The 24,944-nt window shown below is 46.0% G+C and carries 20 protein-coding genes; 4 read left to right on the top strand and 16 right to left on the bottom strand.

Annotated features, from left to right (window positions below):
* Positions 1 to 6 precede the first annotated feature (6 nt).
* The gene (locus tag AC3WU2_RS15750; protein WP_492455710.1) at positions 7 to 1,869 is read right to left on the bottom strand and encodes a HEAT repeat domain-containing protein; all 1,863 of its coding nucleotides are present in this window, start codon (positions 1,867 to 1,869) and stop codon (positions 7 to 9) included.
* An 11-nt stretch (positions 1,870 to 1,880) separates the two neighbouring features.
* Entirely contained in the window at positions 1,881 to 3,320 is a 1,440-nt protein-coding gene (locus AC3WU2_RS15745) for an SWIM zinc finger family protein (protein ID WP_492455708.1), read from the bottom strand.
* 319 nt (positions 3,321 to 3,639) lie between these two features.
* On the opposite strand from AC3WU2_RS15745, the gene AC3WU2_RS15740 reads away from it, so the two are divergent.
* Complete coding sequence (locus AC3WU2_RS15740; RefSeq protein WP_492455706.1) at positions 3,640 to 4,158, top strand: GrpB family protein; 519 nt, start codon at positions 3,640 to 3,642, stop codon at positions 4,156 to 4,158.
* An 8-nt stretch (positions 4,159 to 4,166) separates the two neighbouring features.
* Here AC3WU2_RS15740 and AC3WU2_RS15735 read toward each other — a convergent pair whose 3' ends face one another.
* The 13 genes from AC3WU2_RS15735 to AC3WU2_RS15675 all read right to left on the bottom strand — a co-directional run bounded on the left by AC3WU2_RS15735 (position 4,167) and on the right by AC3WU2_RS15675 (position 20,765).
* Positions 4,167 to 5,744, bottom strand: a complete 1,578-nt coding sequence (locus tag AC3WU2_RS15735; RefSeq protein ID WP_492455704.1) for an extracellular solute-binding protein — start codon at positions 5,742 to 5,744, stop codon at positions 4,167 to 4,169.
* 3 nt (positions 5,745 to 5,747) lie between these two features.
* Positions 5,748 to 7,787: a helix-turn-helix domain-containing protein gene (locus AC3WU2_RS15730; protein WP_492455702.1), complete on the bottom strand. Its 2,040-nt coding sequence runs from the start codon at positions 7,785 to 7,787 to the stop codon at positions 5,748 to 5,750.
* Between the two features lie 25 nt (positions 7,788 to 7,812).
* Positions 7,813 to 8,070: a hypothetical protein gene (locus AC3WU2_RS15725; RefSeq protein WP_492455700.1), complete on the bottom strand. Its 258-nt coding sequence runs from the start codon at positions 8,068 to 8,070 to the stop codon at positions 7,813 to 7,815.
* A 158-nt stretch (positions 8,071 to 8,228) separates the two neighbouring features.
* Positions 8,229 to 10,499 carry a glycosyl hydrolase family 95 catalytic domain-containing protein gene (locus tag AC3WU2_RS15720; protein ID WP_492455698.1) on the bottom strand — a complete coding sequence of 757 codons (2,271 nt, stop codon included), beginning with the start codon at positions 10,497 to 10,499 and terminating at the stop codon, positions 8,229 to 8,231.
* Positions 10,500 to 10,604: 105 nt separating this feature from the next.
* On the bottom strand, positions 10,605 to 12,224 hold the full coding sequence (locus AC3WU2_RS15715) for an extracellular solute-binding protein (protein ID WP_492455696.1): 1,620 nt from the start codon (positions 12,222 to 12,224) through the stop codon (positions 10,605 to 10,607).
* 12 nt (positions 12,225 to 12,236) lie between these two features.
* Positions 12,237 to 13,121 (bottom strand): carbohydrate ABC transporter permease, encoded by an 885-nt coding sequence (locus tag AC3WU2_RS15710; RefSeq protein WP_492455694.1) that lies wholly within the window; start codon positions 13,119 to 13,121, stop codon positions 12,237 to 12,239.
* 10 nt (positions 13,122 to 13,131) lie between these two features.
* Complete coding sequence (locus AC3WU2_RS15705) at positions 13,132 to 14,097, bottom strand: ABC transporter permease (protein ID WP_492455692.1); 966 nt, start codon at positions 14,095 to 14,097, stop codon at positions 13,132 to 13,134.
* A gap of 340 nt (positions 14,098 to 14,437) precedes the next feature.
* Complete coding sequence (locus tag AC3WU2_RS15700; protein ID WP_492455690.1) at positions 14,438 to 14,953, bottom strand: phosphotransferase-like protein; 516 nt, start codon at positions 14,951 to 14,953, stop codon at positions 14,438 to 14,440.
* Between the two features lie 32 nt (positions 14,954 to 14,985).
* Positions 14,986 to 15,732 carry a metallophosphoesterase family protein gene (locus AC3WU2_RS15695; protein ID WP_492455688.1) on the bottom strand — a complete coding sequence of 249 codons (747 nt, stop codon included), beginning with the start codon at positions 15,730 to 15,732 and terminating at the stop codon, positions 14,986 to 14,988.
* A 306-nt stretch (positions 15,733 to 16,038) separates the two neighbouring features.
* Positions 16,039 to 17,400, bottom strand: coding sequence for a serine hydrolase domain-containing protein (locus AC3WU2_RS15690; RefSeq protein ID WP_492455686.1), 1,362 nt, complete (start codon positions 17,398 to 17,400; stop codon positions 16,039 to 16,041).
* 474 nt (positions 17,401 to 17,874) lie between these two features.
* Positions 17,875 to 19,062: an acyl-CoA dehydrogenase family protein gene (locus AC3WU2_RS15685; protein WP_492455684.1), complete on the bottom strand. Its 1,188-nt coding sequence runs from the start codon at positions 19,060 to 19,062 to the stop codon at positions 17,875 to 17,877.
* A gap of 95 nt (positions 19,063 to 19,157) precedes the next feature.
* Positions 19,158 to 20,072: a phosphotransferase family protein gene (locus AC3WU2_RS15680; protein ID WP_492455682.1), complete on the bottom strand. Its 915-nt coding sequence runs from the start codon at positions 20,070 to 20,072 to the stop codon at positions 19,158 to 19,160.
* A gap of 87 nt (positions 20,073 to 20,159) precedes the next feature.
* Positions 20,160 to 20,765, bottom strand: a complete 606-nt coding sequence (locus AC3WU2_RS15675; RefSeq protein ID WP_492455680.1) for a DUF1349 domain-containing protein — start codon at positions 20,763 to 20,765, stop codon at positions 20,160 to 20,162.
* A gap of 250 nt (positions 20,766 to 21,015) precedes the next feature.
* On the opposite strand from AC3WU2_RS15675, the gene AC3WU2_RS15670 reads away from it, so the two are divergent.
* Entirely contained in the window at positions 21,016 to 21,420 is a 405-nt protein-coding gene (locus AC3WU2_RS15670) for a RidA family protein (RefSeq protein ID WP_492455678.1), read from the top strand.
* Between the two features lie 72 nt (positions 21,421 to 21,492).
* Here the strand turns inward: AC3WU2_RS15670 and AC3WU2_RS15665 are convergent, their stop codons facing one another.
* Positions 21,493 to 22,257: an SDR family oxidoreductase gene (locus tag AC3WU2_RS15665; protein WP_492455676.1), complete on the bottom strand. Its 765-nt coding sequence runs from the start codon at positions 22,255 to 22,257 to the stop codon at positions 21,493 to 21,495.
* Positions 22,258 to 22,424: 167 nt separating this feature from the next.
* Here AC3WU2_RS15665 and AC3WU2_RS15660 point away from each other — a divergent pair, with 167 nt between their 5' ends.
* Both AC3WU2_RS15660 and AC3WU2_RS15655 read left to right on the top strand, forming a co-directional pair.
* Positions 22,425 to 23,519: a GerAB/ArcD/ProY family transporter gene (locus tag AC3WU2_RS15660; RefSeq protein ID WP_492455674.1), complete on the top strand. Its 1,095-nt coding sequence runs from the start codon at positions 22,425 to 22,427 to the stop codon at positions 23,517 to 23,519.
* On the top strand, positions 23,516 to 24,931 hold the full coding sequence (locus AC3WU2_RS15655) for a spore germination protein (RefSeq protein ID WP_492455672.1): 1,416 nt from the start codon (positions 23,516 to 23,518) through the stop codon (positions 24,929 to 24,931). Before AC3WU2_RS15660 ends, AC3WU2_RS15655 begins: the two co-directional genes overlap by 4 nt.
* The last annotated feature ends 13 nt before the right edge of the window (positions 24,932 to 24,944 follow it).

The following is a 24,944-nucleotide window of genomic DNA, read 5'->3' as shown; positions in this document are numbered from 1 at the left end:
TCGTAATCACACGGAATTCGCCACGAAAGCTTCTTGCTTCTTTATCTCCATATCATTCCATACATATTGCAGCTGTTCCCGAGCGGTATACCGATATTTCTGGATCATTTCAGACAACCGATCTTGATAGGTGAAAGGCAGCTGATACAGATATTCCAGCACATGGCCTTCGAACGTATAAAGGTTGCTGCTCCGCTTTTGTTCAAGCACATTCATGAGTAATTCCGACCGGATCGAAGCATCCACACCCGCACGTTCAAGGCCAAGAAGCAGAATTTCAAAGGATTGATGACGCAGATCTGTCATGTCTTGCATTCGCTCCATCAGAAATGACTGTGATTCCGAATGGTCCGGCCGCGCGAAGACGCAGACGAGCTGGGTGGCTTGAACCTCAATCAGCCAATCTAACCATCGTGAATCCCACAGCTGTGCGACCTGTTCTACAGGCATCATTTCCACTTTGCGCAGGTAAGTAGTCTCTTCAGGGGAATTCCACAAACTAGGGTAAAGCTGATAGGGATAGGCAATCAATTGCTGCTCAAGGATCGATAGGAACTGCTTCAGCTTTTTCTGGGTCTCCTTATTGGTCTTCATCTTCCATTTATTTCGAACGGATTGCACATAGTGCTCAAATAACTGGGCTGGCGAGAGCTGCCGGAACGACGCACGGAAGGCATAAGATAAATAGCGCGTATTATGTTGTTCCAAACCATATAGAGCTTCCAAGGCTTCCAACAAATTTTCGTGTTCCAAGTACTGTGCTGCGGCATCCATAAGATCCAGTCCAGCAGAAGAGATATACAAAGAATATTGTTGTGTTACCTCAGTAAATAGTTCATATAACGGATCACTTCGTTTCCCTTCCAAAGCGGTGAGATAGTGATTTATTTTTATCTGCGATGCTTCGGCCTTCTTCTTATCTTCTTTGTACGCAAGTGCATGCTTCAGCTCTTCACTGAGATCACGAACCAGCCATGCCGTTAATTGTTCCGAGCTGCATTTGGCCGCGGCTTCAGCTGCGATTTCGATGTCTTTGCCCGCAAAAGCCTCATAGATCCGTTCAACCGCTGTCTCGGAATTTATGACTGCTAAGGCTTGATAGGCAGCTTCACGTATCGCTTTCTTCTTATCTTTCGTCCAAGAAAGCAATGCTGACGCATAGGAAGTCTGATCCGCTAGTAAACGAATCGCCGTCACGCGAACTTCCTCTGACCCGGATTCAGCTGCCTGAAAGATCAAATCCAATACATCTTCTCCGCCCGCCTGCCCGATCACTTGAATCTTGCGGCTCTCTACCCTGCCTCCCATCGGATCGAAGCTGTCGATCAAATAAGGCACGACCTCAGCTCCGTAGGAAGGCAGGATCTTCTGCATTGCAAATTCAGCGATTTCCGAATAGGGATCCCCAAGCGCTCGAACGGCAAGGGCCAGCAGACGAAGATCCCGGAACATGCCCTCTTCGAATGCGTGAACAACCACCTCATACCGATTGCTCCCTGTCGTCGTGAGCGCCTCCTCCACAGCAGCCAGCTTGCGATACGGTAGAAATGTAGATAAGGAAACGGGGCGATGTTCTAGCGGTCCAAGGTCACCCTGTGGTGCTGTCATGCCTTGTGTTCGAAGCACGGAGGTAAGGAGTAGATTCAAATCCTGCAGTAGTTCTGCAGATGGATAGTTTTCTATATCCGCAGGCTCAATCAGAGCCGCAATCCCTTCGGCTAGTCTTCTAAAAATCGGAGCTCGCTCGCCAAGCTGCTGGAATTGCGGCAGCATCCGTTTTAGTCGGTAATCACCGAGTGCCAGATCGCTTCCAGCGATGTAGATTCGACGCAGCTCTTGATGGAGCTCCTGTAATAATGCTGTACTCATGTTCATTCCTCCTAATACAAGAGACGGAGCATTTCCGCATCTTTCAATATCGTTAAGGGCATTGCCGTTAACCGCCCCGTGTCCATATCGTGCTCGAACCTCACCAGCATGCTTACATCCTCCAATTGCGATGATGACAAGTGCGTTAACAGAGGAAGGGTCCGATGCCCATTAGATGTTTGATCCCGTAATACGAGATGTTGACCGGATTCATCTGCAATGACAACTTCATCTTGATTGGAATGCATCACCTCGGCCACATGTAGCAATACGAGCGGATTGGCGTGACTTAACGGATTCTTCAGCTGGTTTTTCACTTTTTTGATGACATCTGTATACGATCGCTCGGCATATTTCGATATATGTACGACCTCATGCGAATCCATCGGTCTAGCAGCTATCTCTTCAAAGCGTACTCTTCGGTTCATATCCCCTGGATATTGATATAAGGAGGGAGTTCGCACAGCATCAAAGAAGCTGTCCTCTTCACGCATCAGCTTCGCCGCTTTGTAAGGCCGATATTGAAGGGTACGATGAATCTCCCCACTGTCTCGTTCGAGCCAATATCCTTCGTCAACATATTCTTGTCTTGCCGAATCGTCATAGCTCACAAATGCGAGCTGAACCAACTCTACCTGTTCCTTCATCAACCCGTATTCCTTCAGATCTGTAAGCTGCCATGCATGTCCCAGCCATTCCTCGATCGTCGATTCATGATCAAGCGCCAATGTTGGATCTGCTAATTTGCTTGTCAAATACGCACGTCCCTTTTTTATAAAAGCATGCATCACGGCCAATTGCTCCACGACGTCCGTATATACTTGCTCACGATCGTCTACTTCTGAGAGCAGTAAGGTAAGCCGTCGCAACTCCGTTTGCGCACCCGCGAGATAATAATTTCCCATTTGCTTCACATGCTCTTGCATCGTCTTGATGACCTTCTTATCAATCGTGCCCAGACCATTACGAACCAATGATCGAAGCAACTTCTCGAGGACATCCAATCCTTCGAGCTGTGATTGGATTTTTTTCTTGAGCGCCGTCTTGTTCACTTTCTTCGGCTTAAGTTCCGCCCCTTCACTCGTCTGTTGCGACTTCTTCTCTTCCCGCTTCTCTGCTTTTTCCCGTTTGGCAGCAATGTCTTCCGGCACTGCGGCGGCAGTGAATGCTTCTCCCCCGATGTAGGCATATAATAGTCCCAACGCATGCTTACATGGCAATTGCCTGCTTGGGCAAGAACAACGTAGTATCGGTTTATCCGGTTGAATGAAATCTGCTGAGCATTGGTAATTCGAGCTTCCGCTTCCTTTGCATTCCGCGAATAACAATGTACCGTCTTCGGATTGATGCAGCTGCACGAAACTGCGTTTTTTCACCAGACCTTGGGCATTCTTTATCGCCGCGGTATTCGAAGCTAGTGAATCCACGAATGATGATGTCATTTCAATCAAAATTATCGCTCCTATCTCTCTTACTTCCTTACTACTTTATCAACGTACGTCGGATCTCTTATAAGTATGAATGGTTGAATTATACTCATCTTCCACTTTATACCGATAAGGAGCTTTTGGCTATGCCCGAGTAGTCTCAAGATAGGAACCAAATCAAAAAGGAACCACCCCCATGCCAGCATTCAGCACATAGGATCGTCCCTTTATTATGTGAGGTGCTACCCCCTTCTGAGTTGACGCAATATTCAATATTATATACACTGTATCAACGCCCTCGTGCCTGTTCATATTTTTCAATACATGAAGGAGGAATCAGAAAATGAATATCACCGTCGTCGCATACGACCCAAATTGGCCAGAGGTTTATTTGCAGGAAGAGCATGCCATTCAGAGTATTCTTCAAGATGAGCTTGTGAGCAGCTTTCATATCGGAAGTACTTCCGTACCGAACTTACAAGCAAAGCCGATCATTGACATTTTGCTTGTCGTGAACGATATCAATAAGCTAGATGATTACTCGACACACTTTGAAGAGCTTGGCTATGAAGTCATGGGCGAGTTTGGTATTGCAGGGAGAAGATATTATCGCAAAGGCGGAGATGATCGCACGCATCAAATCCATGCGTTCCAATATGATCAAATTCAAGAAATCGAGCGACATCTCGCGTTCCGAGATTATCTTCGTCAGAACCCTGACATCTGCAAAGCGTATGGCGAATTGAAAAGTAAATTAGCCGAACAATATCCAACAGATATTGATGGTTATAGTATTGGGAAAGATGATTTTGTCGAAAAAATCGAAAAAGAGGCGCTCAAGTGGCATTGGCGCCATCGGTGAAATCAAATCTACCGAAGCGACTTATGCAGAACCTTCCTCTCATCCGGCAGCTTTGCATATTTATCTTGGTAGAGCTTAAGCACGCGCCCTACCCCCATCTTAGTAAGCTCATCCTGAAAGTCATCCCAGTCTTGATTCATCCCGAGTTCTCCCGTTACGAATTGGATCACTTTCAACGTAACGAAGTTCTTGATTGGCGACATGATTTTCGTAATCTCAATGAATTCATCGGACGTAAAGGGAATGGCGGGGCCAGCGAAGAAACCGATTTCGTCTGCATTTGCGGTATATAACTGCTGGGATTCAAGTCCAACGGCGCCCCATCTTCTCGCGTACTCCGCATCCTGATCATAAGGCACCCATATCCCAGATCGTCCGTCCACGCCCGCTTCCTGCGGCGTAACCTCGCCGTATGGATTTAGCTTGGTCTGCAATCGAGCCGTGTATCGATTCTCCCCGTTGACTCGATTGAATGTATCGCCTTCGATTCCCCAGTTCGTCAATTCCACGATTTCATCGGAATATTGCGCATCCAGCAGTGCAATCAGTTCTCGGATATACGGGGATTTCGCATGGATGGCAATGACCCAATTCCCGCGAGAATTCGGATACTGAACGGGCTGCAGCGCCTGCAAGCCTTGATCCGTCATGGGTGGCAGCACTGCTTTCAAGCTATAGAATGAATCTCTCTTTACCCCTTTCTCAATCCAGCCATCCATCTCGATAAAATATTCTCCGAATAAGGCAAACGTCTTGCCTCCGATCACATTTTCGAAAAATTGCGGTTCTGAGACCGTCGCGAAATCAGGATCAATTAGACCCGCCTGATAAAATTTACGGGCCATCATGACAGCCTTCTTAAAGTTAGGCTCGGCGGGACCGAATGTATACGTCATCTCGTCATTATCGAAATAAACACCGCTCTGGGTATGGTAAGCCATATAGAATTGCTGGAACAAATTAGCCGGGCCCGAACGGCTTGAGATCGGCTTGGAATCGGGATAAATCTGCTTGAGCCGGTTCAACGACTCGTACAATTCATCGAATGTCGTAGGAAGCAGCATGCCATTGCGGTAGAAGATATCCTCACGCAGGATATAACCGATCGGCATTTGACCGTACGTGTTCAGACCATCTATGCCATATAGCTTACCATCTTCGGTCATCATATCCTCAACAATCTGGGGGTACCGTTCAATCCAACGCTTTAAATGGGGCATTTCGTCAAGGTAAGGCCGTAAATCTAGCAGCAATCCCATCGGACCGAACCGCTGTACCATATCTTTATTAACGATAAATATATCCGGTTTCTGACCAGCCGAGGTTAGTACTTGATTGATTCGCTTCATATATTCATTGACAGGAAACTGCAGCCAATCAAATGTTAGATTCGTCCTCCGTTCGAATTCTTTATCGATTGGCGTATTCCGGTCGCGATCAAACGCAGGAACCGCAGCATGTATAACGACGGGGCTTATCGGGGGTGTGCCAGACACGAGTTCATCATAGGGCAAACATACGGCTGACAGGACTACTAGAATTCCGGCACAGATCCATATGACCAGTTTTCTACGGCGTATCCACATCCTCTACTCCCCCTCTAACGACGAATTGTTATATATGGTGAAGGCGATCTTGCGGTATTCATTCGGTGTGGTGCCTTCCAGCTTCTTGAACATACGTATGAACGCATTCGCATTATTGAATCCGATGAGTTTGCCGATATCAGACGCTGTATGTTCGGTGCTAAGGAGCAGTTCCTTCGCTTTGTCAATACGTAGGCGGTTGATATAATCGGTAAACGTGACGCCCTGATGCTTCTTGAAGTATTGCGATACATAGTTCGTATTCATATGAAACCGTTCGGAGATTGACGTTAAATTCGCTTCAGCCAGATTAGAGGATATGTACTCCAGCATGCCGGTTATGGCCTGAGACGATTGCTGCTGGGAATGGACCTGAGCGGTTACATGCTCATATATGCTACGACAGGCTTCTTCAATTCGACGTGGATGATTGAGCGCATTGACGTATGCAATCATCTCACCAGCAGGCATTCCGAACATTGCTTCCTCGTCGATTCGACGGTTATACACCGTTTCAGCGGCGAAATAGAGCAGATCACTTACGAATTGCCGGAATACCGCAAATCGCATCTGCTGGCTTCTCGCACCTTCGAACAGCTGATCGAGCAGCACTGAAGCGCCATCCACATAGCCGTTCTCTAAATATTTGCGCGCTGTCTCCTTCACATCCGAGGAGAAAATAGCGCCAATCGCGCCGGGCGTACTGGTTGATGCGTGGTAAATCATAAGGTTCTCCCCTACGCTGCGCATATCGAGTATATCAGTCGCTTCCTTATATGCTTGCTGAATATTCTCTAGCTTATCGAAGACTCTACTTATGCCAACCGTAAGACTGATCTCACCTGCCAATTCTTCTTCATAAATGGATAAGAGTGGATGCATCTGTTGTGACACGAAAAGATCGATAGATTCATCATCCTGCTCCTGCAAGAACAACACCATCTCATTGCTGGTTACATCCAGGACGGGTTTGTGAAGTAGAGTCATACGCGTATGAAGCTCAGCCGCTTGCAGTTGATTATCTCTAGCGAAATCAGACCTAACGACAGCAATCGCAAAGCTGCCGCCTCCGCGAAAAAACTCATATTTCTGCGACAGCCGTTCAATGTCATCCTTGTTCAATTGCTGATGAAGTGCTCGATACAAAAAAATCTGCAGCAGTGATGGCATCGACTCCTGATGGGATTGATGCAATGTCGTAATGCTCTCTTTGATATAATCGTATTCGGATTTGTTGCTCTCGAAGGGAGCTATGGCAAAGCGTTTGACAACATGAACCATCTCAGCGAGCGGCGAATATATGCCTCGTGAGAATACAACGGAAGCAACGATCCCAACCAACATTGATAAAGCGATGACACCTATCGTCATATACAGGAACTGATAGACCGGAGCCGTCAACACCTTCTCGGGCGTTACGACGAGAAAACCGAGGTTGTCCCAAGAAGAAGGGTGATAGGTTAATATATAATCGTCGCCATGAATCGATATTTCTGATTCGGACAATCCACTTGTAGCATTGAGTTGAAGCTTCCCGATGTCGAACGTATCGCCGAGCTTATCGCGATCGGTTGCACTAATGATGCGATTGTGGAGCGTATCGATTAGATAAATATCGCCTTTTTTGGTGATGTTCATATTGTTGATCATTTGATAGATCTTCTGTTCATCAATATTAACAACCATATAGCTGCGTGATCCGACCACGCTCTCTATGTTAAGCACTAGCGGGATAATGGTCTTGTATTTTTTCTCACTTCCCGAACCTCTCTCACTGTACACATCCGTCGCCGGCAAAATGGTCGATACAATGCCACGCTTGAACTGCTCGTCCCAGAAAGCCAATGGATAATCCTTGAATCGGTAGTGCTTGCTTAAGTAGAACGCGGGTTCATAGGAGCCGGATCCTGCTAGGATCGTGTTCAGGTTGGAAAAATAAATATAGGAATCGTCCACGGCGCTATCGCTTACGAAAAGGTCATACAGTTTGCTGCTTAGCAAATACGCCGTTGAAGCGTATTGGATTTGTGACTTGTCTCTCATGGATAATAAATTCAAATAGCTCGGATCAGACGAAATGCTGTACCCCTGGTCCTTCATTTTGTCGAGTAAGCCGTCGAGTGAAGACGAGGCCCGCGCGCAAATAGTTACTGTTTGCTTCACGAGCATCATCGATCATTCGATAATTCGAATAAACGGCAATGGTACTGGACGAGATGAGGAGCAACACAATCAGCACGAAGAAACGCAAAAAGATGGCAATTAGCGTTTTTTTCTTCATTTGGGCTGTGGCCTTACGGGGAAACGCTGTGACCCAATGCTTCATAGGGACCCTCCCACCGGAAATGAATGCGCATACATCTAGTTGTAATAATATAACACAGGTATTGGAACATGTACTACAAAAAATGGATATACAAAAAGGCAGCAAAGACTCCGCTTGAAGCTTCACTGCCTTATTCAATGGTTGGTATTGATGAAGGATTACCGTACAGAAATTGGAGATTCGATGCCTGTAATCCTACATTCATCTCCCGCTTGCAGATCAACACGGAATGATTCACCAGCCGTACAATTGATCTCATTAGATTGATCCCCGATGATAATCAACAGACCTTCACAGCCAAAATCGTTCTGGACTCGGAAGGAGCCACCTCGTTCTGCACGCAGCTTGATATAATCTAGCTTACCTCCACTTAACCTTGCCGATAGGAGTACACCCATTTCGCCCCTGAAATCGCGGAACTCGGCTGTGCGATCAGCCCATGCTGCTGGAATTGCTGGGAATACGCGGATCGTTCCTTCATCCACCTGCAGCAGCATATCCTGCAGGGCACTTACTGCCGCGAAGTTGCCTTCCAACGTAAAAGGGCGGTAATGGAACATGCATACCCCCGAATGCTTGTAATCGCCGTTCAAATGGAATCCATTCGGTGAGCATGTATAACGCCACATTTGCTGCAAATGATAGAGTGCGGCTTCTCCATTCCCTTGCCATGCGTACATCGCTGCCGCCCATGCAAATGAATAACCGACCCATTGGCCTTTGCCTAGCACTTCCAAATGAGAGATCGTCTTATCGATAATGTCACGATCGCGCGTAGACGCGTTTCGATTGAGCAGTTTCAATGGGAATATGGACATCATATGTGAAAAGTGACGATGGCTCTCCGTTAGTGATTCCTTCGGGTTGATCATCAGTACGCCGTCCTTGTTAACAGCCAGCTCTGGTAGATTTTCGAGAACATCTGCCCATTGTTCGGCGTCATCGTTGTAATCTAACTGTCCGGCCATATCTCTCAGACGGCGGAACAGATAGATTAACAGGGATAAGTCATAGTTACTTACGGGATCGAGCCATGCCTCTAACCGGTTATCATGGAACTCCGGCGAGCTTGATAACGGCAGCCTTAGCTTGCCATCTTCGCCTGGCACGAGCCAGCGCTGGACGCATTCCGCCGTTTCTTGGAAGTATACATAAGCTTTATCGCGCAGAAATTCTTGATTCCCCGTGCTCAGCCAGTAATGATCGAAGGCCTGGCATAACCAGATCTGGTTCGTAATGCTCAAGCTGTACATCGGCCATCCGCCCATCGCCCCGCCAGTCAGGGTCATCACCGAAGGGAGATTGATACCAGGCGCATCATAGAAGCGCTCGGCGAATATTCTGGCTTCCGGTCGCAAGTTCCACAGAAAATCGATGAAGCTCTCCCCTTCTTCGAGATGGTTAGCCTTCGGATAATGCCAATAGCTAAGCTGCGTATTGAGATCATGATGGTAATCACCTTTCCAAGGGGGCAGCTTCCCTTCATCGGCAGTCCATACCCCTTGCAGAGGCATCGGTGGAGCTCCTTTTCGGGAACAGGAACCGAACAGATAATTGTTCAGCACCCACATCTTCTCCGCTTCCTCATCCGGCAAGGCGATGGAGCTCTGAGCCCAGTATCGAGCCCACCATTCGACATGCTCGACGAACGCGGCATCATACCCGGTCTCCAGAGCGGATGCGGTCTTCCGTTTCGCCTTCTCCAACCAATCCATGCCATCGTGGTTCGTGGCAACCGTATATACGGCTATCCGCTCCCCTGCAGCTGAATGGCCTTCTGCTACGACAATAGCGTATTCGAGTTCATGCGCGGTATGTTGATGGAACCAACGCACATGACCTTCCGCATGCTGTGAAGCAGCTGAGTAACCAAGCCGAGTCAGGCTTGAATGAAATACGAGGTTCGCGTTGTCATCCTGCTGGGCGCCAACATAATCCGGTGGAACGATGTCCAATCTTCCTGCTGCTTCCGGATCACCAACAATTCGAATATAGCCAAGGCCATTCACGGCATGCAAGTAACTGGACACCGTAACGGTGCGATCCCCGAAGGTCATCTCGATGTTCGCGCATGCTTCCTGTAGAGCTAGGTTACTTTTGATCTGATCAGCAGGTTGTCTGAAATTCAGCTCCAAGCGCCCGGCCGGAAGCTTCGTCGGATACGGATACTTTTCATAAATGCGATCGAATTGGTTCAATAGCCCCTCTTGATCGCCCCGCTTCACGCAATCGATCATTTCAGCATACGTGAACCCCGCGTCATTCACTTCTGGAGCCAGCCGGAGATCCCATAGATCCCCTCGATCCAGACTGAATTTGAGCGGTGCACCGTTCCCCCATAGGAGACATCCCGTTAGTCCATTGCCAAGCGGCAGCGCCTCATCCCACCTTGCGATCGGTTGTTCGAATAGAAGATCATACTTGTTCACTTGATAGAGCTCCTCCCCATCCGTCTTACTAGCAGATAGGGCAAACCGTCTGTATCAGATCAGACGGCGCCCACGAAGCTTGTCATCGTTCTATCTGCCAGCCTGTTACTGCTGTACTTTATCGTTATACAATTTTAGAATCGACTCATAATCGCCCATCTTTTTAATCGTATCTTGGAACTTGCCCCATTCGGAGAAGTCCATTTCACCTTTAATGAATTTCACGGCGCTTTCTTTGACATACGTCTCGATCGGTGTCATCGTATTGGCTTTCAGGTCACTTTCATCCTTCGTGAACATCATTTTTGGCGCATGATCCATAGGAGCAATCGATTCTTTGCCCCCGTACTTGTCTGAGGCGAACCAGTAGTTCTCCATCTGTGCTTTCCCATCATGGTAGAACATCACATCCGGGATCGACGTGTATTTGGCAATGCGCTCCTGTGGTGTAAATACGATACCTGGTCTCGTGCGCATCGATGCGGATACGCCTAATTTTGCGAGTTCACCAACAAAATCATCTGATTGAATCAGAGCGGGCAGGAACTGCTTCTTCCCGTCCTTCACCTCATAAGATTTGCCCTCTATCCCCCACATGAGCAAATCGACCATCTTGTCGCTGTACTGATAATCAAGCAGCTTCACAATCTGCTCCACATTCTCGGATTTCGCAGAGATCACTAGACCCGAGCCGTTGCTTAATCCCTTGCCTTTTGGCTCACTGCCATATTTCCAGGCTTTACCGTATTTCGGATTGTCAGCACCCATGGCTAACGTCCATGTTACGCCAGCCTGCTTGTTCGCATTGAAATCAGCTACATACCCTGACCATAGCGGAGGATAGATAAATGATTTGCCCGAGGTGGCTTTAGTCTTGGCCTCATCCATATTGTCGGACCAATAGGCCGGATCCAGCAGCTTCTCCTTATACAGCTTATTCAGGAATATCAGAGCCTCCTTATAAGCCTCTTCCGTTGGACCGTATACATATTTCTCGCCGTTCCAATAAATGTTCCCTGCGGTATGATTCGCGCTCAGGATGCCGTCATACTCTAAATATTGCTCGCTCTGTCCTACGGGATAGGCATCCGGATACAATGCTTTCAACTGTTTGGCTGCATCATACAATTCATCGAGTGTCGTCGGCACCTTGATATTATGCTTCTGGAAGACGTCGAGGCGATAGGCTGCGGCATATTGGCTTGGCTCAATGTCTGTCGGATTCGTATAGCCGTCATAGAATGCGAACAACTTTTTATTTTCGTTCATCAAATATTGCTCGTTGTTGCCTGTCGCATCGATATATGTTTTATAATTCGGCATCTTATCTATATGCTGTGACAAGTCTACGAACAACCCTTGTTCTCCGAATTTGATTATATTATCTTGACCCCGCACCAGCATGACGTCTGGAATATCGCCGCTCGTCAGCATGACCTTCGTCTTCTCCGTATATTCGGCCCATGGAATGCGCGTCCAATCAATTTTGACTTCAGTCCCTAGATAATTCTGGATGTCCTTCTCATATTCCTGCTGCACAATCGTTCCCGTCGGATCGCCTCCGAAATGCGGAATCACAACCTTCAAATGCAACGCATTGGCCTTATCGGAACTCCCCTTGTCTACTGATTTCGATTCACTTGTGCCTGATCCTCCGCTGCAGCCGCTAAGATACGTTGTAATTAGCAGCAGCGCCATCAACATGCCCATTAACGTTTTTTTCATGTCAACTCTCCCCTATCCTTTGATTGAACCTACCATAACGCCTTTAACGAAATACTTCTGCACGAACGGATAAATGCACAGAATCGGAGCCATTGTGATGACGACGGCAGCCATTTGAATGTTCTTCGGGTTGATTTGTCGATTTTGGATCATCTCTGTTGCCTGTTCGCTGCTGCCATATCCCTGCTGTGTGAAAATAATGCTGCGCAAGAACATTTGGAGCGGATAACGATTCTCGTCCCGCAAATAGATGAGTGCGCTGAACCATTCATTCCAATGCCCAACAATCGTGAACAAGGCGAATGTAGCGAGCAGCGCCTTAGACAGCGGCAGATAGATTCGAAATAGTACCGTCAGGTCATTCGCGCCATCCATATACGCCGATTCACGCAGTTCGCTCGGGATGTTCTGGAAGAAGGTACGAAAAATAATGACATTATAAGCACTGATGCAGCCCGGCAATACCATCACCCAAAACGTATTAAGGAGGTGCAGCTCTTTCATTAACAAATACGTCGGAATCATGCCGCCGCTGAAGAACATCGTCACCGCGAGGAAGATCGTAATCGGCTTTTTGATTCGGAACTTCGATACCGTAAGCGGATAAGCCATGAGCGAAGTCAGCAGCAGCGTCAACAGCGTGCCTACGGTCGCATACATGATGGTATTGGCGTAACTCGTATACAGAAGCCGCTTCTCAAATATGATCTGGTAGCCCTTGATATTGAAGCCTTTCGGGAAAAAACTCACTTGACCGAGCGCAATAAAATCCGCATGGCTGAGCGAAATCGATATGACATGCAGCAGCGGGTATATCGTGATGACGATCAGCAGCAGCATGAATCCATAGTTGAACACATCGAACAAGCGGGAACCTAAGCTATGTTTATACCCCATCTACATTCACCTACCATAAACTTGTTTCGGAAAATTTGCGTGACAATCGGTTCGTAGCCAGGACGAACAGAAAGGAGACAACGGACAGCATCAATCCGACGGCAGCGCTGTATTCGAAGCGTCCTCCCTCTAGACCAACTCTGTACACGTAGGTACCAATGACATCGGCCGTCTCATAGGTCCCTGGGTTGTACATCAGCATGACCTTCATGAAGTCGGTACCCAGAATGCCGCCAATAGATAGGATGAACAAGATAATCGTGGTGGGCATAATGGCGGGAAGTGAGATGTGTTTCATTTTCTGCCAGCGATTCGCCCCATCGATCGAAGCAACGTCGTACAATGTTGGATCGGCATTACTAAGTGCAGCCAGATACAGAATGGTGCCCCAGCCAATGCCCTGCCAAATCCCGGACCCTACGAACAATGTGCGGAAATATTGCGGTTCCGTAATGAAGTTGACGGGCTCCTTTCCGAACCATCCTGCGATCGTGTTGAACATGCCGTCCAACGAGGTGAATTCCTTGAGCATGCCTACAATAATTACGGTCGAGATGAAATGTGGAAAGTACGATACCGTTTGTACGAATTTCTTGAATGCAAGCACTCGAATTTCATTCAGCAGCAGTGCGAGTACGATTGGAGCGGGAAAACCGAACATTAGACTGTATACGCCAAGGATTAACGTATTTTTGACGGTTCGCACTGCAATGGGATTGTTAATAAATTCATGAAAATATTTGAACCCCACCCATTCGCTTCCCCATATGCCTTTTGCCACATTATAATCCTTGAAGGCGATTAACACGCCGTACATCGGGAAATATGCGAATATGAGCACGATGAGGAACCCTGGCAGTACCATGAGATATAAGTACTTTTGTCTCCAAAAGGATTGGAGGAATGGACTTTGATTCTTAGATCGATGCGGATCTACTTGAAGCTCACTTGTCACAGCAGCGGTTTGATTTCTCATGAAACTCACCTCCTTTTATGTTGTTGAATTGGATTAGGACACTCACAAGATATATGATAACGCTTCCATGAATCAATGGATAAAAGATTAGAAGATATCGAAAATGTTAGATCTGGCCCTATACAATATGTTAGATGCTTTAGTTCGAGGGATATAACAATAGCAAAAAGAAGGACCTCCCCGTTTACGAAAAAGGATGTCCTTCTGATTTCATTAGGAATTGTGCAATTGGAGATTTACTGTTGAATGAAGGTTAGGTCAATATAAAATTTGTTAACCAATGGAACAAAAAAACAGGCACTTTCCCTCATGGGCGTAAGTGCCTGTAATTACATTAAATCTATAAGTTATATAGCCTTTCAAGTATCCATTCCGCACATTCATCAGGTGTATTTACACTGGTATCGACTGTGCAGAGGTATGTGATATGCTCTGCCATGATGTCGTGTTGCCAATCCGATTGGTCTACGGATCGGTCGCCACGCTGGATATTTCGTTGCCGACATATTTCCAATGGACAATACACCTCAACGATATGTAGGGGGGAACCCTTAAATATTTCTTTGACTTGTTCATAGTGTGGTTTAAGTTCGGGTTTCTCCACTAATATCCCATCGATTAACACATTCTTTCCGCAATCAGAAAATAGTTTTGCCGTCCGATACATCATCATAATGGCATCACTAAGATATTTCCAATAATCTTCCTGCAAATATTTATCACCAATCATTTGTTCGAAAAGATCATTAGCTACGACATAGTAAAATGCTTCAGATCTCGATTGGATGGCATCTACGATCGAGGTTTTCCCTGAGCTTGTGACCCCATTCAGAAATACAATCTTCCCTTTCTCCACTCATTCGGCCTCCACATTCGTTGGAAATAGAGTCATTTGAGTAACGATCTGCCTGTTTTAATGGCATATGCATAATCTTCTCGCCCGTTTTCACTAGCAATCCGACTGGCTCTCTCCCAATCATAATCTATCATCACATGCTCAATGCTTATGCAATGATTTGTTCGATGTGCAATTACATATTCAGCATAAGGGGTGCCAGATTCCATGACATGCGGAAAAGGAAGCTCATCATCGTAGGCAGGCAGCCCGACACTACCCGCATTTACGATCAACTTGCCGTTCGGTAAGTAAATCGATTTGAACACATGACTATGACCGCAGAAAATAAAACTTTGTGTTATATTTCCGAGTTCTATCATCAGTTCATTCGGATCCTTAATTCTAACGCCATGTTCGTCGACATCCTCCAACAAGTACTTATCATTTACAAATGGTGTCCCGTGACAGAACAGAAGATCATCGCATCTCCAAGTCGCTTGATAAGAAGATCTGATCCAATTCTCGATGTCTGTATTCAATAATGGTTTTACAAATTGAAACGTAGCAGATGGACTGTACGCTTCCAGAAGAATTTGATCGCAATTCCCCATGATATGGATGATGGTCTGATTCTCCATTAATAGCCTTGCTGTACCCAAAGGGTCGATCGGTCCGAACAAACTATCGCCTAAATTCACGACTTGGTGAATCTCGCGCGCTGAAATGTCTTTTAATACTGCTTCTAATGCTAGGCTGTTACTATGAATATCTGAAATAATAGCGATTGACTCTTGCATAATTTCTCTCCTGTTCTATGATGAAAAAAATAACTGCCACTTCCCTCCGAGGGGACATGGCGGTCTCTACTAGATGCGTTCAGCATGCTGTTTATCATGATAGCTCAGCAATTCAACTGGTATACATAGGTACCGTTGTCAAGTCATTATCATCATGATATATATATTCATTAGATAAGATAACACGTAATTTTGTCAATGTTTGCCACGAGTTCGTTGGCTCCGTCTATGAATGCCATTCCTCCATTATGGTTGCTCGAAATAAGTAAAAATCCACGAAGACCTCTCCTCGTGGATTTCTGATAATTATGTCACGGAATTCGTAGATGGGTTAACCACTTGATTCAACATCAACCGAAGGTCTTCTGCATCCGGATCTATTTGGATAGCTAATTCCAAGACCTTCACTGCATGAATTGAGTCACCATGACCAAGAAGGCTCTGAGCGATGTAACGGTAGCTATAATCATTCTCCGCTGGGACAAACCCCAGAGTTGTCCGTTGATCCATATTAGACTTGTGCTCGTTCACAGCAGCCGTAATGCCTTCTGCAGCCAAAATACCAGTCACATGCATGGTGAGTGAACGCGGAATGACCCGAACTTGCTCTCCTAACAATATATCCAGGATCGCATTGTTGACCGAATCGAGTCCGAGGTAGTCCGTATTGAACATGATGGTAACCGCTATCCCCTTCTCAGGTAAAATAACCAAATTGGAGCAAAAACCAGTATCCATCCCTGAATGAGATTTGGCATTAAACCCTCTATACTGCCCCATGAACCAACCCAGACCGATATGACGGAAGTAACCAAAGTCACCAGCCGGTGCAATTTCTTTCCATACCTTCTTCACGCTGGACTCTTGCAAAATCCTCGCTTCGTCCGCACAGCCTCCGTTCAAGTAAGCCATCGCATATTTGCAGGATTCTGCAGCACTAGTCAACAGCGTTGAGCTTGGACCATGGGCACGATTATATGGGAATACACTACTGACCTTAGCCCCGAACTGTGAACTCATCCCCATAATATGCGGTGTTGCCAATAACTGCTCGTCGACACTTGGCTTGAAAAAGCTGCTGCTGTTCATCCCTAGTGGATTTAGAATGTTCTCTTTCATGTATTGCTCAAAGGAGACGCCGGATACTTTAGCAATCAGATCGCCAAGGATTTCAAATGCGATATTGCTATAAGCATATTGGCCAATGCCTGGTTCCCACAGCAATTGATGATTCGAGATGCCGCGGACATAACGTTCGAGCGCTCCATCATCGAACTGCGGGCGATCCCATTCATAATCATCCTCATCCGGCATTCCTGATGTGTGGCTGAGCAGATCCCTCACTGTAATATCGCGATAGCGCTCGTCCTGCAATGAGAAATAAGGCAAGTACGTTAGAACCTTCTCATCAAGAGCTACTTTTCCTTGCTCTACCAACTGCATGATAGCAGTAGCCACGTATGTTTTGGATATTGAAGCCATATGGAACAAGGTGTTCCCGTCAACAGGCTCCCCTGTTTCTTTGCTCTTCACCCCGAAGCCTTTCACATAGATCGGCTGCCCATGATATACGATGCCTACGGCCATGCCAGCAGTGGCGTTGTCACGTTTCATATAGTCACTCAGCAATAAGTCCAGTTGTTCTGTTATCTGTTGATATTCTTGCATTTTCTGGTCCCCCCTTCGATCAGATCGTTGAAATTATTGTCCGTCACGCATTAATTCAATTCTAAAACAGCGCAAATGATATAACTAGGTTTAATATCGTTTATGATTATTTTCTACACAATCTGCCAGCTCTTTCTACCCTCATTTATGGCTCTTCCCACTCGTCGCACAAGGATTTGTTGCATTATATTCATTAGACAAGGAGGTTCTAAGGAATTCCCAGAGAACCGAGCCATTCAAGTATTTCTCGCCATGGCACTCTATAACAGTCAGAGCTACAAGGAAAGTGTTGAGCTGCTGATCACGAATTTATTGGAGACCACCACGGATGAAAAGTTTCATTATTTTAAACGAGGGATTTTGGCTAACACGGAAGATCTTGATGAAAAAGCTGAATAGTACTTAATATGTAAGAAGACCCTTCGGATTGAACCGACGGGTCTTTACTCTTGTTTCAATTTCGATACGATTTTATTAAGACGACGCTTCGCGAATCGCTCGCTGCGCTAACATCGCTATGACAGTATCATCCATCGGTGGATTATGAAGTCCAGCGCGGACATCGCGGTACATACGTTCCAGTGGCAAACTGCGCGATAGACTTGATCCGCCCACAATACGCATCGCTAGATCAACAATCCGCATAGCGGAGTTCGTCGCTATTGTCTTGGCTAGCCCAAGCTCCGGCTTCATCGCTGCACGCTCCGATGGTAATCGATCCCAGCGATCGGTAACGCTGTAGAGCAATGTGCGTGCTGTAATGCGTTCAGATTCCATTTCTCCGATTTTCTGCTGGATATGGGGCAACTCCGCAATCGGGCCGGGTAAGCTGTTGGGACGATATTCCGTTGCAAACTTCACCGCAAAATTCCGTGCAGACCAGGCGATCCCAAGATAACAAGCCGGGACATGCAGGAGCCCTCCGCCGTGATCAGACATACCCGGACTTACCGCTCCTTCGTTCTCACAGATATCGATTCTATGCTCTATTGGCACAAATACTGCATCAAGCACCAGATCATGACTTCCAGTCCCACGCATACCTAGCGTATCCCAGGTCTCATCAATGCTTACCCCCGGGCCTTTTCGTACATAAAACGTGCCAGTCCGCTCTTCATCTACTACAAATGCAGTGACAGTAAATTGATCCAAAATCGGAATCAGTGAACTGAATGTTTTACGTCCGGACAATAGATAGCCGTTTTCCGTCCGTACAGCGGTGGTCAGCGGTCGCCCCCCACGGCTTGGGCTTCCTGTAGCAGGTTCACTCGCAAACTGGTTGATCATCGCCCCGTCTTCAACAGCTCTTCTGCAAAAATCAGCGTACAATTCCCGCGGCCACGACTGTTTAATACGTAACTGAAGGACCTGACTAACATGCCAGCCTACAGCGAGCGCCGTTGAGCCGTCCCCCTTGGCAAGCCGTTCTTGGGCAAGGATCATCTCATACAAGGACGCTTCTTCACCACCGAATTCCTGCGGCACGGTTAGTGCTAAATAACCTGCTTCCTTCAAATGTTCAAAATTTTCAAAAGGAAATGACCCTTCACGATCATGCAAGGAAGCGTGTTGTTCCAATATCTCGGCAAGCTTCTCAGATCTTAAAGCTATCGCATGTTCACGTTCGTTCCTAACAAATGGATCCGATTGAATCGAGTACATATGGCATTCTCTCCCTGCTTCTTTCATTCCTTATATTGTATACCCGAATAGTCTGAATTGTCTAAGGTCCATGTCAGCCATGGAGGCAGCTCTTCTTAGCATATTAACCTATCAATAGCCTGGGTAACAAAAAATCTGTGTTTATCCTGCATCATTTTAACGGTCTCTTCATCTAAGCCCCATTCGGAAAATCTACATAGGCGTAATGCAGCGAATACATCCCAATAGGCTAAATGCGAGTAATCAACTGTCGGCATCATGGCTTGATAATGATTCGTGAAGCAATTCATAGCATCCTCTCCGAAATGGAAAAGAATTTCTAGACGACCATTGGCTAGATCCGCTAACGGATCACCTACTGCTGCATCTTCCCAGTCAATTAACGAGATTAGCTGGCCATTGTTCCACAATAAATTGCCTGGCCAAAAATCTCCATGGAGGATGGCAGCTTTATTGCATGATGGCGATCGTAAAAAGGAATGGATCTTTTCGAGCGTATCCGAATTATTCAGCAAGCTATCCAAGCGTAATAAGTCTTTTACTAACAATTTATTATAATTCTCAATTTGCAGCGGCAGAAAAGACACGTCCACGCGGGAGCAATCGATACGATGAAGTTGTGATAACGCGACTGCGAGTTGATATGTATATTCGTACATATTGGAAGGTGCGAAGTTCGTCTTACCTTCAATGTATTCTATAACTATAGCGGGTTTGAGGAATAGCTCTCCATCTGGAATCATGTAATAAGGCTTCGGTACAGCTACGCTCTCGGAATGCAATAGGTTCAAGAGCTTGAATTCATCTGCAGCGATATGTGGATTGCGTTGTAAATCGAGATCGCCATGCACACGAACGATCAACTTGATGATGTGTCCATCAGATTGCATGATTTCAAGCCCCGTTACCTGCGCGGAAATCCCGCCTTTTAACACCCATGTACGTAGCAACTGCCACGCTGCATTCATTCGATGAACCAATGTGTGAAACTTTTGATCTTCTTGTAACATCGTCATGATCTCCTTTAAGCAGCTTCAATACCATATAAAAACATATCGGAGCTTACTGATCCCGTTGCGGCTTGCTAGCTTCTCGCCTTATTTCTCTTCAATGGTAAAGGAGTGGAAGCGCGTCTCGAAACCACCGCCTTGTGCGGTTGGGCTGCAGCAGTAGATACCCACTTTTACAGGATTACGATGTGGATCTTCGTGTAAATGAGCGATTCGGATCTGCTCCCACGTCTCAGGGTTACCTGGGGTTTTAGTTAATAGGGTATAATCGCTACCTTTCCGTTCAACACGAAATGCCAAAGGCTGCATCACATGTGCATTGTCATAGTTCCTCGTAGACCAGTCCGAATAACCGTGATTGGTAACGACAGCCCCTAGATGTGACGGACCATCTGGGATGTACTCAAGTGACGTCTTCAACCAGCAGGAATCCGATACCATCACGAACAGTCCCGCCTGATCGTAGGTTGACACAGGCTCCATGCTAAGCGAAACTTCGGCGATGAAATCCGTCGTAACGGACTCGTACAAGACATGACCGTTCATCACTTCAAAGCCGTAATGGGTTTTCAACCAGAAATCCGTTTCGGGTTTCGATTGGATGAGTAGGGAATCATTTGTAACACGCCAATGAGCCGGCTCATTCATGATGGTAAGCTTATCAATGGATGCTGGTATGTAGGAATTAATCATGGCAACATAACCTCCGCTTCTTTTCATGGCTACCATTGTACTACAACGGCGTTAAAAAACCAGCGTTCTATGGTATAATGATCCTGTTCTACTATAAATTTCTTATCAATATAGGAGGGTTACCCAATGAAAAAGAGATCCATTAAAAGCTTGTCTTCGGGTATTGGGTATTCTACAGCTGTCTTTTTCTAGAATGGTTGATTGATTGTCACTTCATTGCTTACTTCCTAACGAAAAGGAGAACATACACATGATGAACAATCGTCAACCTATCATACAACGTTCGAACCCAGACAATATTGCCAAACCTGTAGGCAGCTACAGCCATGTAACGAAAATAAGCCGAAATGCGGAGATGTATGTATTTTCAGGTCAAATTGGGATCGATAAAGACGGTCAGATCCCCGAGACGTTCAATCTACAAGTCACCAATACAATGAACAATATTGTTGATATTCTTGCCTCGCAACAACTGACGCCCGATCACGTCGTTAAGGTTAACATCTGGGCTACAGAAGAAATCGATTGGGATCATTTCTATGACATTTGGAACCGTGTATTTGGCCCCACTCCCCCATCTATGACCATTGCTTACGTTCAAGGATTAGGATTACCAGCATTGAAGATTGAATTGGATGTCTGGGCAGCAGGCTAAATTGATCATCGGAAATAATAAACAAAGGGCTCTAAAGCCTAGCGATTACGCTAGGTTCTAGAGCCCTCCGTATTATAGATGAGATCCACCACTTGCATCAATGCATTGACCGGTTACCCAACGACTGTCTTCAGATGCAAGAAAGGCTGCGATATCTGCGATATCTTCTGGCTCTCCCCATCTGTTGAAGGTTGACAAGCCAGCGGCATATTTCTGACCGCCTAGATCCTGCAAGGTACCGGCGTTCATCTCTGTATTGATAATGCCTGGCTGAATGGCATTCACCGTAATCTTGCGGCTCCCAAGCTGCTTAGCCAAGGCAAGTGTTAATGTGTCAATTGCACCTTTTGACATGCTATAGGTGAAAACACCCGGTGATGCCACACGTGTAACGAACGATGAAATATTGATAATATGCCCACCATCCTTCAGACGTGCCAAAGCTTGCTGCGTAATAAAAAACGGACCTTTGACATTCATATTCATCACCTCGTCAAAAGAATCTTCCGTCGCCTCTTCCATGGTTAAAATTTGCCCTATGCCAGCGTTATTCACTAGAATATCAAACCGATGATCACCTGTGCGTTCCCGTAGGACATCATCTAATTTATCATATAAATTATTAACACCATTAATTAAACTCAAATCAGCACCAAGTGTGAATGCCGACCCTCCGTTTTGCTCGATTTGTTGGACAACTTCCTCTGCCGCATGATGTCTTCTTCCGTAGTGTACCGCCACGACTGCACCTTCTTCTGCTAATCGCAGCGCGATACCTCTTCCTATCCCCCTGCTCGCACCTGTTACTAAAGCAACTTTACCTTTCAACCTACTCATTCTCTCATCTCCTTATGTGAATTTCATTTCAGTTATATCACAAGGCGATTTTCGAAATGTTGCTCTCTCATTCGGTATGGCATAGATAATATGACAAGAGCTGGAGAATAAATCTTCTATAAAATGCCATGATAAATGTGGAGAAGCGACACGGTTTATTTAGGAGGTTGAGGAAAATAAAAACAAAAATTTCATTTATACAGGCCATTATGATCATTATGCTGAGTACAGGCCTTCTAAATCATGTCATTATTATTCCTATCATATTGGACGCAGCTAAACGTGACGCCTGGATTTCGGTGCTGCTGGCAGGCGCATGTGCGTTGATTTGGATTTTTATTCTGCACATCGGCATCACTAAAATTAATAAACAGCATCTTTTCGAATGGCTGGCCACAGCTTATCATCCCTTCGTGGGCCGCATGCTTGCGGCAGCAGCCGGGGTATATCTGCTTGTTATATGTCTGTTTACGACCAGAGACACCGTCTATTGGATCCATCTCACCTTCGCTCCGGAGACGCCCATATTGGTACTTTCCAGCATATTTTTATTGATTTCTGCACTAAATGCTTACATGGGTATTTATTCTCTCGCTAATACCGCCAGCATATTGCTGCCCTTTGTCGTTGTTTTGGGCTTTTTTATCATGATATCCAACACGCCTCATAAGGATTATTCCTTATTAAAACCAATACTTGAGCATGGAATGCAGCCAGTTTGGGGAGGGGCCATGTATGCAGGAGTCGGCTTTGTAGAGGTCATTATGCTCTTCTTTTTGCAACACCACATCAAGTCGCAAATGTCATATCTTTCTTTTTTGATTATGATCCTGATTATCTTGGGTCTCACCATGGGTCCGATCATTGGCGCAATTGCTGAGTTTGGTGCAGACGAGGCTGGTAAGCTTCGATATCCTGCATTTGAAGAATGGAGATTATTGACGATTGGTCGATACATAGAGCATTTGGACTTTTTAAGCGTATACCAGTGGTTCAGTGGGGCCTTTCTAAGAATATCTCTGACCATGTTCCTGTTTCTCGATGTTTTCCAAATTCAAAGCCCAAAGGTAAAGGCTTGGGTGCTCGGATGTATTTTTTTAGGTGCTGTACTGTTCACAGCCATTCCTTTTAGCGACCAGTTCTTTCTGAAAATGATTTCTTATTATGTTCTCCCCTTTTCTATTTGGGGAATTGTGATTTTTTCTGTCGTAATAGCGGGGCTGATTAGCTTGGCCTATCGAAAGGGGAAAGTAACATCATGAATGGGTATGGTCAGAAGGAATCTCACCCGTTTGAGGATGCGCTATCAAAGCTATTCGGTTCGAGCTCAGACGTCATTAAGATGACGGTTACTTTGTCTAAATCGGACCGTGCAGTCCATCTGGTTTATTGCCAAGGGTTGTGCGATGTGAACAAAGTGGAGCAAAACATTATACCCGAGCTAAAAAATATCCCGGAACATATTCTACGATCATATGAACTAGATCTATCGCAGAAAGTCCCATTTCACATGACTCCTATTCAATCAGATCAAATGGAAAATGCGATGCGAGAAACCGTTCTGAATGGGGATCTATTTCTTCTATTTACGCCTTCGAATCATTTTTACGCTGTAGCTCTGGCAGATCCCCCCAAAAGACAACCGGAGGAGCCCAATACGGAAGTATCAACGAGAGGCCCAAAAGATGGCTTTACGGAAGAACCCTTTACCAATATCGCTCTTATTCGAAAGAGGCTCAAGACCGATTTGTTGGCGGTCGAAGAATTCACGATTGGATCTCAAACGGCTACAAAAGTACATCTCATATACCACAAGGACATGATTGACCCTGATGTTCTAAACGAAATTAAGGCGAAACTGGCGAATATTCAGGTCGAGGGGCTTGTAAGCAGCTCGCAGCTGGAAGAAATTCTAACCGACTTCTCATTTTTTCCGTTGATGTCTTACACCGGCAGACCGGATTTCGCCGTGAATTCACTGCTTCATGGTAAATTTGTCATTAATATAGGAGGTTCTCCTACCGTGATCATTGCACCCGTGAGCTTTAATTATTTGCTAAACACTTCAGAGGATGCGCATCTGGTGAATATCTTCGTTGCTTTTACGAGGCTGTTAAGGGTGTGCGGCGTGATGCTTACCTTGTTTTTGCCGGGGTTCTGGATCGCGCTTACTACTTATCATTCGGATCAAATCCCCTTTACATTGCTTGCAACCTTAGTGAATTCGAGACAGGGGGTGCCTCTTCCCGCTCCCCTGGAAGCAATCGTGTTGCTGTTTTTGTTTGAGATTTTCCGGGAAGCGGGCATGAGAATGCCTTCCGCATTCGGTCAGACATTATCCGTAGTGGGCGGGTTAATCATCGGACAGGCAGCCATTAGCGCCGGCATTGCAAGTCCAGGTACGATTGTCGTTATTGCGATTTCAGTACTTTCCACCTTTACTTTAGTGAATCAGTCCTTGGTCAGCGTCGTCAGCTTGATTCGGATTGCAGTGCTCATGATTAGCGGACTTCTTGGATTGTTTGGTACTTTAATATGTCTGCTAGCCATGATTCTTTATATGGTGAATTTGCGTTCATTCGGGACCTACTACCTAACGCCCTTAGCCCCACAGCATTTCAAAGAAATGTATAAAGTTATCTTTAGAATGCCATGGGGAAAGAAAAAACAATGACCTGTCATTTGAC

The sequence above is a fragment of the Paenibacillus sp. EB106-05-06-XG162 genome, assembly GCF_058791655.1.
The sequence above is the reverse complement of the archived record's forward strand: the minus strand, read 5'-3'. Positions and strand labels throughout refer to the sequence as shown.